Origin of the sequence: Bradyrhizobium sp. I71, from assembly GCF_022354745.1 — a bacterium.
Taxonomy (GTDB): domain Bacteria; phylum Pseudomonadota; class Alphaproteobacteria; order Rhizobiales; family Xanthobacteraceae; genus Bradyrhizobium; species Bradyrhizobium liaoningense.
Window position 1 is genome coordinate 628,816 of the sequence record NZ_CP059398.1, and the last position, 12,549, is coordinate 641,364.

Annotated in this window: 16 protein-coding genes; 5 read left to right on the plus strand and 11 right to left on the minus strand. The window is 63.5% G+C overall.

Translation table 11 applies throughout. The features are described 5' to 3' along the window. The first annotated feature begins 255 nt into the window (after positions 1-255). A complete protein-coding gene (locus FJV43_RS02985) occupies positions 256-921 on the plus strand; it encodes a TetR/AcrR family transcriptional regulator (RefSeq protein WP_131867512.1) in 666 nt (221 codons plus the stop codon). A gap of 81 nt (positions 922-1,002) precedes the next feature. Here the strand turns inward: FJV43_RS02985 and FJV43_RS02990 are convergent, their stop codons facing one another. The 8 genes from FJV43_RS02990 to FJV43_RS03025 all read right to left on the minus strand — a co-directional run bounded on the left by FJV43_RS02990 (position 1,003) and on the right by FJV43_RS03025 (position 7,294). Next, positions 1,003-1,218, minus strand: coding sequence for a hypothetical protein (locus tag FJV43_RS02990; protein WP_239624507.1), 216 nt, complete (start codon positions 1,216-1,218; stop codon positions 1,003-1,005). 283 nt (positions 1,219-1,501) lie between these two features. Continuing rightward, positions 1,502-2,731 (minus strand): CaiB/BaiF CoA-transferase family protein, encoded by a 1,230-nt coding sequence (locus FJV43_RS02995; protein ID WP_239624509.1) that lies wholly within the window; start codon positions 2,729-2,731, stop codon positions 1,502-1,504. Between the two features lie 180 nt (positions 2,732-2,911). After that, positions 2,912-4,117 carry an MFS transporter gene (locus FJV43_RS03000; RefSeq protein ID WP_239624511.1) on the minus strand — a complete coding sequence of 402 codons (1,206 nt, stop codon included), beginning with the start codon at positions 4,115-4,117 and terminating at the stop codon, positions 2,912-2,914. A gap of 117 nt (positions 4,118-4,234) precedes the next feature. Beyond that, the gene (locus FJV43_RS03005) at positions 4,235-4,405 is read right to left on the minus strand and encodes a hypothetical protein (RefSeq protein ID WP_239624512.1); all 171 of its coding nucleotides are present in this window, start codon (positions 4,403-4,405) and stop codon (positions 4,235-4,237) included. A 42-nt stretch (positions 4,406-4,447) separates the two neighbouring features. After that, complete coding sequence (locus FJV43_RS03010; RefSeq protein ID WP_061030115.1) at positions 4,448-4,651, minus strand: hypothetical protein; 204 nt, start codon at positions 4,649-4,651, stop codon at positions 4,448-4,450. Between the two features lie 26 nt (positions 4,652-4,677). After that, on the minus strand, positions 4,678-6,012 hold the full coding sequence (locus FJV43_RS03015; RefSeq protein WP_239624514.1) for a sorbosone dehydrogenase family protein: 1,335 nt from the start codon (positions 6,010-6,012) through the stop codon (positions 4,678-4,680). Beyond that, entirely contained in the window at positions 6,009-6,461 is a 453-nt protein-coding gene (locus tag FJV43_RS03020) for a DUF2231 domain-containing protein (protein ID WP_239624515.1), read from the minus strand. Before FJV43_RS03020 ends, FJV43_RS03015 begins: the two co-directional genes overlap by 4 nt. Before the next feature lie 266 nt (positions 6,462-6,727). Continuing rightward, positions 6,728-7,294 carry an HPF/RaiA family ribosome-associated protein gene (locus FJV43_RS03025; RefSeq protein WP_239624517.1) on the minus strand — a complete coding sequence of 189 codons (567 nt, stop codon included), beginning with the start codon at positions 7,292-7,294 and terminating at the stop codon, positions 6,728-6,730. Positions 7,295-7,468: 174 nt separating this feature from the next. On the opposite strand from FJV43_RS03025, the gene FJV43_RS03030 reads away from it, so the two are divergent. Continuing rightward, complete coding sequence (locus FJV43_RS03030) at positions 7,469-7,897, plus strand: DUF2267 domain-containing protein (RefSeq protein WP_239624519.1); 429 nt, start codon at positions 7,469-7,471, stop codon at positions 7,895-7,897. 19 nt (positions 7,898-7,916) lie between these two features. Continuing rightward, the gene (locus FJV43_RS03035) at positions 7,917-8,123 is read left to right on the plus strand and encodes a hypothetical protein (protein WP_239624520.1); all 207 of its coding nucleotides are present in this window, start codon (positions 7,917-7,919) and stop codon (positions 8,121-8,123) included. A gap of 272 nt (positions 8,124-8,395) precedes the next feature. On the opposite strand, the gene FJV43_RS03040 is transcribed toward FJV43_RS03035, so the two are convergent. After that, positions 8,396-8,737, minus strand: a complete 342-nt coding sequence (locus tag FJV43_RS03040) for a response regulator (RefSeq protein ID WP_239624522.1) — start codon at positions 8,735-8,737, stop codon at positions 8,396-8,398. Positions 8,738-8,809: 72 nt separating this feature from the next. On the opposite strand from FJV43_RS03040, the gene FJV43_RS03045 reads away from it, so the two are divergent. After that, positions 8,810-9,976, plus strand: coding sequence for an HWE histidine kinase domain-containing protein (locus FJV43_RS03045; RefSeq protein ID WP_239624524.1), 1,167 nt, complete (start codon positions 8,810-8,812; stop codon positions 9,974-9,976). Between the two features lie 147 nt (positions 9,977-10,123). Here FJV43_RS03045 and FJV43_RS03050 read toward each other — a convergent pair whose 3' ends face one another. Then, on the minus strand, positions 10,124-10,315 hold the full coding sequence (locus FJV43_RS03050; RefSeq protein WP_239624525.1) for a hypothetical protein: 192 nt from the start codon (positions 10,313-10,315) through the stop codon (positions 10,124-10,126). 342 nt (positions 10,316-10,657) lie between these two features. Here FJV43_RS03050 and FJV43_RS03055 point away from each other — a divergent pair, with 342 nt between their 5' ends. Next, complete coding sequence (locus FJV43_RS03055) at positions 10,658-10,894, plus strand: hypothetical protein (RefSeq protein WP_028182355.1); 237 nt, start codon at positions 10,658-10,660, stop codon at positions 10,892-10,894. A gap of 282 nt (positions 10,895-11,176) precedes the next feature. Here FJV43_RS03055 and FJV43_RS03060 read toward each other — a convergent pair whose 3' ends face one another. Further along, positions 11,177-12,529: a ferric reductase-like transmembrane domain-containing protein gene (locus FJV43_RS03060; protein WP_239624527.1), complete on the minus strand. Its 1,353-nt coding sequence runs from the start codon at positions 12,527-12,529 to the stop codon at positions 11,177-11,179. Between the last annotated feature and the right edge of the window lie 20 nt (positions 12,530-12,549).

Consider the following 12,549-nt stretch of genomic DNA (forward strand, 5'->3'; position numbering starts at 1 on the left):
GCCCGCAAGCGCGAAGCTGCGAGGCGCACCGGAACCCATCACAGTTGCGAATGAGTCCTGATTGCGGATTGACTTTCCCGGCCTTCAAACGATAGTTTCATACAACTGTTTGAATTGCAACTCCCTCGACTGCTTTGCAGCCCCATGCGTCATTCCGGGGCGACGCGAAGCGTCGAACCCGGAATCCCGAAATAGTGGCGCGAGATTCCGGGTTCGCGACTGCGCCGCGCCCCGGAATGACGAGGTGTCCCAATCATGGCCAGCGATCATACGAGGTCTGCCATTCTCGCCGCCGCCGAACGGCTCTATGCCGATCGCGGCTTCGGCGACGTGACGCTGCGCGACATCGTCGCGGAGGCCAATGTCAACCTGGCGGCGGTGAACTATCATTTCGGCTCGAAGGACGAGCTGATCGCGGAGCTGTTCGTCACACGCTCGATCGCCACCAACCGCGAGCGCCTGCGCGAATTGAAGGCGGCGGAAGAGCAAGGCGGCGGTCGCGCGCCGATCGAGGTGATCTTGCGCGCGCTGGTCGGGCCGACCTTGCGCGGCTGCCTCGGCCCGGCGAACCAGCGCTCCACCGCCGCGCGCTTCATGATCCGCGCCTCGATCGAATCGGTGCCGCCGATCCGCCGCATCAAGAACCGCGAGATCGACCATTTGCGGAAATTCGCCGGCGCGATGCGCCGCGCCCTGCCCGAGCGCAGCGAGGTCGATATCTACTGGGGCCTCAACTTCGCGCTCGCGATGGCGCACCACACCATCCGCGAGAGCGAACGGCTGACGAAGCTGTCGGAAGGCAAATGCGACCTCGACGACGTCGAGGACGTGGTCGCGCGCGTGGTCAGCGTCGCGACGATGGCGCTGACGGCGGGAAAGGTCGACGCAAAGCCGAGAGCGCTGGCGCGGGATTCGCGCTGATCAATGAACATCGATCGCAAGCCGAGCGAGTTGGTCCGGCTTGCGGCAAGACCTCGGAAGTCCGGGTAGCGGCGACAGCGCCTATATCCGCTGCGGCATCTCCTCGGCCTCTTCCTTGGCGAGCAGCAGCAACATCTCGATGCCCATCTCGCCTTCCTGCGGCGAGCGGATGAACTTTATTTCGTCGGCGCTCTGCCGCAGCGCAGCAACGATGGCGACGGCCTGATTGGCGGTGGCCGCCTCGGTCGCCAGAATGGCCTTCTGGTCCTTGGCCTGGAACCCGATCGTGTAGGACATTCACTTCCCTCCCGAACTCAAGTGGAGGGATCGAATCAGAGTCTCGCGCGAAGGGGAAGCCTGTGCGACTACGGACCGGGATTATTTGGGGATTGCGCGCAAGCTTCAGGCAAGCCCCAGCATCCCGCGCGGGTCCTCGGCTGTCGCAATGGCGCGCCGAGGCTCGCGCTCCCTCCGGCGAAAGCGCAATGCGATGAGGCTGAATCGTCATCGCGCTTCAGGTTGTTGTTCAAAGCATGATCTTTTCGGAAAACCGCTGCGCACTTTTCCGGAGGATCATGCTTCAGATGATCCCCTGCTGCCTCAGCGTCTCGATCTTGCCGGCATCATAGCCGAGCTTGCCGCCGAGCACTTCTTCGGTATGTTCCCCCAGCAGCGGCGGGGCGCGGTAGGTCTGGATCGGCGTCTCCGAGAGGGTCAGCGCGTTGCGGACCAGCGAAAGATCGGGCTTGAAGGGGTGGTCGACCTTCACCCGCATGCCGCGCGACTGGACGTGCGGATCGGAAAACACCTGCTCGAAATTGTTGATCGGACCTGACGGCACGCCGGCCTCCTCCAGCTTCTCCAGCCAGTAGGCCACCGGTTTCTTCAGGAACAGGCCGGCGAAGATCGCCATGATCTCCTTGCCGTGCACGACGCGATCGTTGTTCTTGACGAAGCGCGGATCGTTAGCGAGCTCGGGCTCGCCGAGGACGGCGCAGGTGCGCTGAAACTGGCCGTCATTGCCGACCACCAGCATCAATTCGCCGTCGGCGCAGCGGAACACGCCGGCCGGCATGCCGCCATTGCCCCAGGTGCCGCGGCGCGGCGGCGTCTTGCCGTTGACGAGATAGATCTGCAGCCAGTGCGACAAGGATGCGATGACGGTATCGAACAGGCAGACGTCAATGTGCTGTCCCTGCCCGCCATTGGCATCACGATGGTAGAGCGCCGAGAGAATCCCGATCGAGGAGTTCATGCCGGTCATGTAGTCGACGATCGACGGGCCGACCTTCATCGGGCCCTCGCCCGGCTCGCCGTCGATATGGCCGGTGACGCTCATCAATCCGCCCATCGCCTGCAGGATGGCATCATAGCCGGCACGCGGCGCATACGGCCCGGTCTGGCCGAAGCCGGTCACCGAGCAATAGATGATGCCGGGATTGATCGCCTTGATGGTCTCGTAGTCGAGGCCGTAGCGCTTGAGATCGCCGACCTTGTAGTTCTCAATGAAGACGTCGGCGTCCTTGGCGAGCTCCCGGACGATCGCCTGCCCTTCCGGCTTGGCGATGTTGACGGTGACGGACTTCTTGTTGCGGTTGGCGCAGAGATAGAACGAATTGTTGTTGTTGGCCTTGCCCTCGGGGTCGGTCAGGTAAGGAGGCCCGAAGGCGCGCGCGTCGTCGCCGGTGCCCGGCCGCTCGATCTTGATCACCTCCGCGCCGAGATCGCCCAGCATCTGGGCCGACAGGGGCCCGGCAAGCACGCGGGTGAGGTCAAGGATCTTGATGCCTGAGAGCGGCAAGGCCGACATATCGATTTCCTCCGGGGAACTGATCTTGGCGCGGCGGCGAGATCGAAAGGCCGCGCTCCCTGCGGATACACTATTTTCGCGCCCTGAGCACTGCACTGACGGCATACGGCCATCCCCTGCCGGGCAGCGGCGCCAATTCCTGCCCGCAACTTTCCGCACCGCGAATTTCGCCTCGCGGTCTCAGGTTGCGCCCGCCGCGACCACCCGCGGCCGCCGGCGGCCGAGCAGGACCAGGATCAGCACCGTGGCGCAGGAGAAGACGAAGGTGAGACCGAGCGCCCCGCGGCTGCCGAACTGGGTCAGCAGGCCGACGAGGAGCGGCGGCGAGACCGCCGATGCCAGATTGAGCGGCAGCGCGATCATCGACATGGCCTTGGCGAACTCGGCCTGGTCGTAGAACACGAGCGGGATGGTCGCCCGCGCCACCGCCATCGCGCCGCTGCCGGCGCCGTAGAGCAGGATGAACACCGCGACCGCCCAGGTGGAGCCCTCGCTCATCATCAGCAGCAGCATGGCGACCGGCAACGCGGTGCCCGCCACGAGCCCGGTCGTGATCCCGTCCCACCGCCCGCCACCGAGGAAATCCAGCCCGCGGGCGCTGACCTGGATCACGCCCAGCATCGAGCCGAACGCGAGCGCCTGCGCCGGCGTCAGCCCCTCCGCCCGCAAGAGCTCGATCAGGACGGCGCTGATACCGAAATTGACGAAGGCGTTCAGCGTGATCGCGGCGACGACGAGGCCGAACGTACTCCTCGGAATCGCAGGCGGCGGCGACCGCCTGGCCGGTTCGGCGCCATCGTCCTTTGCGACGATCCGGCGTGGCGCGAAAAAAGCATAGAGCGGGAGGCTGACGACGAGCATCATCGCCGCGTAGACGAGGCACGTCCACCGCCAGCCGAGATGGCCGCTCAGGAACGAGGTGGTCGGCCAGAAGATGCTGCTGGACAGGCCCGTCACCAGCATGAGCGCGCCGATCGCGCTCTTGGCCCGCCGCCCCGCGACCTCGTTCAGCATGATATAGGCGCCGGTCGACAGCGTGGCGCTGCCGGCGATGCCGAGCACGATCCACGCGGCGAAATAAAGCATCGGCTCGCGCGCGAGCGAGAGCAGCACGAAGCCCGGCGCAGTGACGATCGTACCGACCATCATGACCGTCCGCGCGCCATGCCGCGCAAACGATTTGGCGAGCAACGGGCCGCACAGCCCCATCGAGACGTAGAGAACGGATGTCCCGGCGAACACCGCCGGCAGGCTCATGCCGAGATCGGCCGCGAGATCACGCCCGACGATGGCGGGAAGCCCGATCGTGCCCCATCCGACCAGCTGCGTGATCGCGAGCACCAGCAGGACGCCGATGAGCCTGCCGTCAGATTTCAAGAACCGCATTCCAATCGCCTGCCCGCCAGGCGCAGATCGCGCCCGGCGGCACGTCATACCCGGTATACGGGCCGAGCGGGAATGTCGGTTCCGAATGGCACCGCGGCGCCAGCCGCAGAGCGATTGTCAGGACGTGTGGCCGGGATCGATGTGCTTCGGAGTCTTCTTGTCCCGCTGCGGCGTCATCTTGGCCGGGTCAGGCGCACCGGGCACGCCGCGCGGACCGAGCTGCTCGCGCTGGATGTCGTCCTCGGACCGGGGCGGCTCGACGCCGTTCTGCTCACGGAGCTTGGTCATCGCGGCCTCCTTCTCTCGAACGCCGTTCTGCGGCGAGGCGCTCTACACACCGAGCGCGTTGTCGCCGGCTTCGCGGCCGGGCACGCTGACATGGACTTCATGTCCCTCGCGAAGGGCCAGGGACGCCGCGGCCACCGCCGACTCGAAGGCGGCTTCCTTGGTGGCGTATCGGCTCTTGACGTCGCCGTCATGCAGCACGCCCCATTCGTCCTGCACCGGTACGATGGCATATTGAGCAAGGCCCATTGTCGAACTCCTCCCGTTCTCGATATCTAACGTTGCGTCAGCTGCGGATGCGCCGCGCTCACCCGCCAGACCGTGTTGCCGCTGTCGTCTGCGACCAGAAGCGCGCCGGTCTTGTCGATGGCGACGCCGACGGGCCTGCCGCGCGCCTGGTTGTCGCCGTTGAGAAAGCCTGTGACGACGTCTTGCGCCGGACCGCTCGGCTTGCCGTCCGTGAACGGCACGAACACGACCTTGTAGCCATTGAGCACATGCCTGTTCCAACTGCCGTGCTCGCCGACAAACGCGCCGCCGCGATAGGCGGCCGGCAGACCGGCGCCGGTGTTGAAGGCGAGCCCGAGCGGTGCGACATGCGAGCTCAGGGCATAGTCCGGCACGATCGCCTTGGCGACGAGATCCGGCCGCTCCGGCTTGACGCGGGGATCGACGTGCTGGCCGAAATAGCTGTAGGGCCAGCCGTAGAAGCCGCCGTCCTTCACCGAGGTCATGTAGTCGGGGACGAGATCGGGGCCGAGCTCGTCGCGCTCGTTCACTACCGTCCACAGCGCGCCGGTCTGCGGCTCGAAGCTGAGGCCGTTAGGGTTGCGCAGACCGCTTGCGAACACGCGCCAGCGGCCGCTGGCGCGATCGACATCGAGGATCGCAGCGCGATTGTGCTCGGCCTCCATGCCGTTCTCGGTGATGTTGCTGTTGGAGCCGACGCCGGCATAGAGCTTCGAGCCGTCGGGGCTCGCCACCAGGCTCTTGGTCCAATGATGGTTGATCGGTCCGCCCGGCAGCGGCGTCAGCACCGTGCCCGGCGCGGTGATCTTCGTATCCCCTTCCGTGTAGGGATATCGGACGATCGCGTCGGTGTTGGCGACATAGAGATCGTTGCCGACCAGCGCGACGCCGAACGGCGAATTGAGATGGTCGAGGAACACGCTTTGCGTCTCCGGCACACCGTCGCCATTGCTGTCGCGCAGCAGCGTGATGCGATTGCTCACACCGGTATCGCCGCCGGAGGTCGCCCAGGACTCGACGAAGCCCATCACGATCTCTTTGGGCCGCTTGATCGGGGCGCCCTTCGGCGCCTTGGATTCCACCACCAGCACGTCGCCATTGGGCAGCACGTAGAGCGAGCGCGGGTGCTGCAAGCCCGTGGCGAAAGCCTTCGCCTGCAAACCTTGCGCGACGGTCGGCGTCTCGTCCTTCTTCCAGCCGACGATGGGGGCGATATGGATCGGCGGCACCAAATATTGCTGGATGTCGGGAAGTGTCGGGTTGGCGCCTACCTGCGCCCTGGGATCACCGCTGCCGTCATTGCAGCCGGCCAGAAACAGCAGCGACGAGCACAGCAGCGCGTGGGGGAAGAAGTGCTTCATCGCGCAACTCCCACGCCGTGGCGATAAACCATGGCCCAGCCGAGCCAACCCGTGACAGGCAGGATCAGCACGGTGATCGCCGAAAGCACCAGCCCGACCGGCCACACCGAGGTCCAGGCATCGCGCATGTGGATCATCGTGTTGAAGATCGCCAGGATCAGCACTACCGCATTGCCGATCAAATGCGGCCAGGCCGGCGCCTGCGCCCGCACCAGCCGGTTACCGAGGAAATCGATCAGGCCCGCGATGGCCGCCAGCACGCCGAAGATGACGCCGACGAGAAGAAGCCAGGCCGAAAAATCCGCCCACATGATCTCGGCGCTGACGACATAGGCGATGTCGGTCAGCAGCGCCCCGACAAAACACGCGATCGGGATCGGCACCAGCATCGGATGAATGGGATGACCCGCGATCTGCGCGGTGCTGTGCACGCGCACGTCTTCTTGCACGATTGGCCTCGTGTGACTCTCGGCCCCTGCCCGTGCGGCCAACTCAGGCTAGCGATGAAGGTTCCTACCGTTGTGCAGCAAGCCGTGCGCTGACCTCACACGCCCGCCCATGCGCGCTTTCGCCATCGGGAACAACGGCCGGGCCAAATCCTTCACGGTAGTCTCGAGCTTCGAGCCCCAGGGCGCAGCCGATCGCTCCGGGCCAATGCTGCCCGAGGCATCCAGCTACTAACCATCATGCACTCCACAATTCAGTGATGGAGCACCTACGTCCGCAGGCTGTGCTTGTTCAGAACCCTGACCGTGCTGGCCCGTGGTCCCTTCTCTCCGAGATCCTCAACAAAGCTGACACGCGAGCCGACGGCGATGCTCGCGCGCCCCTCCACAACGCTGTTACGATTGAAATAGACCTCCTGGCCGTCGGTCCCTTCCAGAAAGCCGAACTCGCCGCTGGGATCGATACGCACGACGGTCCCAACCGGCTCTCCTTCGTGGAGCTTGGTCTGGCCGTGCATCACAAGCACCTGGTCCTGCAGCTGCCGACGGGCGCGCTTGAATGCATCGTCCACCGCAAAGGTCAGATCGGCGTACCGCTCGTCCTGCTTGGGCGTCCGCCCGACATTGACTTCGCGCCCTTCGGGAAGGCACAGGCGGATGCTCACCTGGTATTGACCGCCCGTCTTGTGACGATCACCAGGGCCTCTCACGATGATGCGACCCGCGGTCGCTCGACCGTAGCGCTTTTCCAGCTCGGCGATGTGCCCGTCGATCGCAGCTCGCAGCTTCGGGGACGCCGTCACGTGCTCGAACTCGATTTGAGCCGGGGTTTGCATGGTCGCGCTCCTCCTATCGGAGGGACATTCTGAGCACACGACACGCCCAAAACTTTGCGCGAGATCAACCCGATCCGATTGGCAATCCGCCGTGGGAACCTTGCGGCACGTCAAAGCAGGCCAGCCCGAGCCCGCGAATAATCAACGATCGGTCTCTGGTCCGGGAGCAACATCATGAGCATGTCCACGGGTGTGACTGCGTTGGACCATTCGGTCCAGGAAATAAATGTCTGGCTCAAGGCCATCGACGAGCAGCTGGCCCTGGAGAACCGCCACCAGGCCTACAGCGCATTGCGAGCCGTTCTGCATGCGTTGCGCGATCGGTTGCCGCCGGAGGTGGTGGTCAAGCTCGGGGCTCAGCTGCCGATCATGGTGCGCGGTATCTACTACGAGGGCTGGCGCTTGGCGGCAACGCCGACCAAGGAACGGCATGTCGAGGAATTTGCGGCACATGTCGCCAGGGAGCTTCCGCCGCAGTTCCCGCTCACTGCGCTCGGCGCAGCCCGCGGCGTCTACGAAGTGCTGTGGGAGAAGCTGGATCCCGGCGAATTCGAGAAGTTGATGGCCCATCTTCCGGCGCCGCTCAGGAATCTACAGGGCTGACCAGACCGGGGGGCGGTGCATGAAACGCGATCAATCGCTCGACGTTCTCATGCCGACGCTGGGGCTGGCAGGAGTGCTGACGCTGCCGGAAAATGCCCGTGGTCTGGTCGCGTTTGCGCACGGCAGCGGCTCCAGCCGGTTCAGCACCCGGAGTATCGCGGTCGCGCGTGGGCTGAACGCACGCGACTTCCCGACGTACGCTGGCGATCAACCCCTGCAGAATTAACGGACGGCGCCCCGGATCCATGCTATCGGAAGTGACGAGAGCTCATTACCGTTTCGCTTTCGGCCTGTTGGCCGGCGGCGCCTTAAAGCAACAAAGAGGAACTCTCCCGGAATCAGATCAAGGTCATCCGCACAAAAGAAAACGCGGATGAAGCGACAGGCCGCCCGAAGGAGTGAGCATGGGATCGCGATGCGCGCGGCAAGCGTCCTTGGGATGAGGGCCCGGACGGCCAGAAGCGAGGCAGCATCGTTGTCCTCGTGCGCTTTGCCTCGCTACCAGATCGCCACGGCCTTCATCAGTTCAGTTGGTTGCAGTGGCTTGCTGAGAAATCGCGCTTGCGAGGGCATTTCGGTTACGTGAGGATGCCTCTTGCCCGACATCAGGACTAATCTGACGGGCGGCCATCGATCTCTCACCGCGCTCGCCAGCTGCAGTCCATCCATGGAACCGGGCATGTCGATATCGGTTAACAGCAGGTCGAACATGCTCTGCGCCAGCATCCGGACGGCAACATCGGCGTTCTCTGCCACGGCCACCTCGTACCCTGCTTCCAGGAGTTGAACTTCAACATCCATGAGAATGAGGGGCTCGTCTTCGACGATCAAGATCTTCAACTGCCCGCTCCTGAGATGAGACCAATTCTTTCCAAGTCCCCCGTTCGAGCTAGGTTCCAGAGACCACAAGAAATGGCGCCAGCCCCCCACGACCTCGCAGACATCATCATCACGGATGAACTCGCAAGAAGGGCCTCGGAGCCGCCCGACTATCTGCGCGAGAAGCTTGCGTTTCGGGACTTGGCCGATGACATGGCCGATAATCCGAAAGCGGTGCTGCCTCGCCTGGTGCGGCTTGCGATGGAGGCCTGCGGAGCGGAATCGGCGGGTATTTCCCTCCTGGAGCACGAGGTTCGCGAGTTCAGGTGGTTTGGACTTCATGGGGCTCTCGCGGCGTTTGAAGGAACACGAACCCCGCTTGATTACAGCCCTTGCGGGGTGACGCTGCAGCAAAATGCTCCAGTCCTGATGAAGCATCCGGAGACGGTCTACGGCTGGATCAGGAGCGCAGGCATCACCATCCCAGAGGTCCTGCTCGTCCCCCTGCACTTGCGACGGCCTGCCGAGGATGGCGGCGCAGGAACGCTCTGGGTCGTCGGTTCGGAGCCGGGCTTCTTCTCCCTGGAACATGTACGTGTCCTGACCGAGCTTGCCGCCTTCTCGAGCGTGGCGATCCGAATGATACAGGCCGAGGAAGTCGTTCAGGCAGCTTTGCAGGAGCAAGAGCAACTCACGCGTGAAATGTCCCATCGCATCAAGAATCTTCTCGCCATCACGGACGGCATGCTGCGACTGACCGCGCGCACCGCGACCACCAAGGAGGAGTTGGTGGCCAAGATGTCGGGGCGACTCCTTGCACTTGCGAACGCCAATCAGCTTGTCAGGCGGCCCTTTGCGCACGACACCATATTGCGGGTCGGGCTTCAGCAGCTGATGGAGACCATCCTCAAGCCGTATGAGCGCGTCTCGACAGAGGGGCCCGACGTTGCGCTGGGCGATCATGCGAGCAACAGCATGGCCCTCGTTTTTCATGAGCTCGCCACCAATGCCGCCAAGTACGGTGCGCTGAGCCGCGACGAAGGACAGGTCAGTGTAGGATGGTCAATCCATGACGATCGTCTGGAGGTGACATGGAATGAATCCGGCGGGCCGCGGGTCAGCCAACCCGAAACGAGGGGGTTCGGATCCACTTTGATCGAGACGACAGTCCACCGTCATAACGGGACAATACGGTATTCCTGGCTCGATGACGGCCTGACCGCTGTGATCATCCTCCCGCTCTCCAGCCTCGCCCGATAGGCGGACCGATTGGGGTCGGCAGCCTCATTGATCGTGCGCGCATCGCGCGTTTCAACTGTCGGCATTTCCGCTGAGGATTTGCTCCTCGCCCACTGATGAGCGCTCTCCATCCCTGACGTCGAAACAGCAGGACTGCCGAACACGTCCCTATTTGCGTCGACCAGGCGACTTGGCCTCCCGAGCCAAGCGCTCCGCCTTCAAGCGCTCGCGGTTGTCTTGAAACGACTGTTGCGCCATTTCATAGTCATTCGGCTGCTTCGTCTTCGTCGTGTCGACCTGTTTGAACAGCTTGTCGGCCTCGCGCTTGGCACGAGCCGTGCGATTGTCATTCGTCCTCATTTCGTTGTCCTTCGATTGAGTGAACGCGGCGCCTGCCGGTCACATTGCCTGATTGTCTGAGGCGAATAGCGCTTGCAAGCAGCTTGATCGATCGTCGTGGCTGGCCACCACAGTGCTTGCGCTCATGGCATCTTCGGGCGCGGCCGCTCGCAAGCCAATCCAAGTCAACTCATCGTTCGACCATGAGTTCCCCCACCTCCACACGAGCCGGGACCGAAGAAGAATTAGCTTGGAACATCGGACCTCTTGCCCCATATTTTCAGGTATCACCGACATCAGCCAACCATGGGCGTCGGTGGCTGAGAGACCACGCGCGCTCCCGCCTGCAGAGGGAGCGCCGTGATGACCCGGTACTACTTCGACATTAGAGACGGCCAGGATCTCTACCCCGACGAAGAGGGCCTTGATCTCGCCGATCAGAAGGCGGCCGAGATCGAAGCTGCAAGAGCGTTAGGCGATTTGGCCAAGGACCTTCCCCCACTCGATGAGCGCCAGCACATGGCGATCGAGGTTCGAACGATGAGCGGACCAATCTTCCAGGCCGCCTTTGTATTTGAGATTGCCCGGCTGAAGCAATAGGACCGGGTGCTTTTGAGATGGCGCTCGTCTTGCGATCCGCCTGCCGTCTCTGCCCCAGCAAGGGACGGAGACACTCTCTTGATGCGATTCCAAAACAATAGCAGCGCCGACGCTGGATGCTTGCCTCCGGCTCAACAGCGGCCAGCATCCCGACTGGATTTCGGTCATCTTGTTGGGGCAAGCGGAAGATGACTATGCTGGCGTCGCCTTCCTCCAGCTCGCCGCAGGGCACAGCATTCTGGCATTCCGCCAGCGAAGTGCGCGCCAGGTTCGACCTCTGCGCTATCGCATCGCGAAGATTTCCTGATGGAACCTGTCGCCGACAGGAAAGCCGTGCGTGGCAAAGTCTCGCCTGAGCGCTTCACCGAAGGCGGTCGGGCCACAGAACCAGATGCTCGCCGTGCGCCATTCCGGCGCCGCTTCGCGAATGCGCTCGCCACTCAGTCGTCCATCACGGGCGTCGACAAGAACGTGCAGGCGTACATCAGCCGAGTGCGCATCCGCTGCAAGCTTTCCCAGCGCCTCCTCGTCGACATCAGCCGTGGTGTGAAAGAGGTGAACCGTCGGCGCAATGGTGCAAGCGGGAGTCCCCGTCTGCATGGCCAGTTCCTTCATGCGGGCGACGAAAGGCGTGATGCCAATGCCTCCGCCGATCCAGATCTGGTGCGCGCAATCGTCGTCGAAAGTGAAGCAACCGTAGGGCCCTTCCACCTTTACTTCCTGCCCGACGCGGAGCTTCTCCCGCAGCCGGCTGGTGTGGTCGCCCAGTTCCTTGGTGATGAAGGTGATCCTGGGGTTTTCAGCCCTCCAAGCGGACGCGATCGTGTAGGGATGGGCGCCCTCCGAGGTGTCCGACGTGGCGAAGGCAAATTGGCCCGGTCTGTGTCCCGGCCAGCCGTGCGGCACCTCGATTTCGGTCTCGATTGCTCTGACGCCGGGATAGTATTTCAGAGAGGTGATCCTGCCATTGACCTGCCGCCCAGCGCCCACGCGTCGCAGGAGCGCAAGAACGGCCGCCCATGTGCCGCAGGCAAGCAGCCCGCCCATGATCCAGCCGAGCGGGGACATCCAGTAGCTGAACTTCATCAGAGTGACGGCATGAAAGACCAACACGAGGTACGCGAGGGCGATAAGCCGATGCGTCTTGTAGAACAGCCGGTAGGGAAACCACTGAACGAGTGCCAGAACGATCAGCACCACAGTCCCATAGAATGCCCACTCGCCGAGCCCCTCCGCCAACCCGCGCAGGCTGGCAAAGAAGGCTTCAATGGGATTCTCGATGATGGGCCTCGCGCCACGCTCCGGTCGCGCCAATAGACCCCAGCCGACTGCCCATTTCGGGCCATTGGCCCATAGCCAATGAACAATGGCCGTCACAAGGGCCGTGATGCCGAGCCATTTGTGCAAGCGGTACATTTTGTCGAGGCCGCCGAGCCACGCCTCCGGCCAGCGCGGTCGCAGTGCGAGGATCATCGCCATGCTCATGCAACCGATTGCCAGGACGCCGCTTAACTGCACCATCCTCTCGCGAAGCGGGAAAAAGGGACCGGTCCCGAATGGACGGGGTTCCGCAACCAGCCAGAGCAGGACGAGAACCGCCAGACTACCCCAAAATGCCCGCTTTAGATTTTGCATGTGGGCCCTGTCTCATGCCG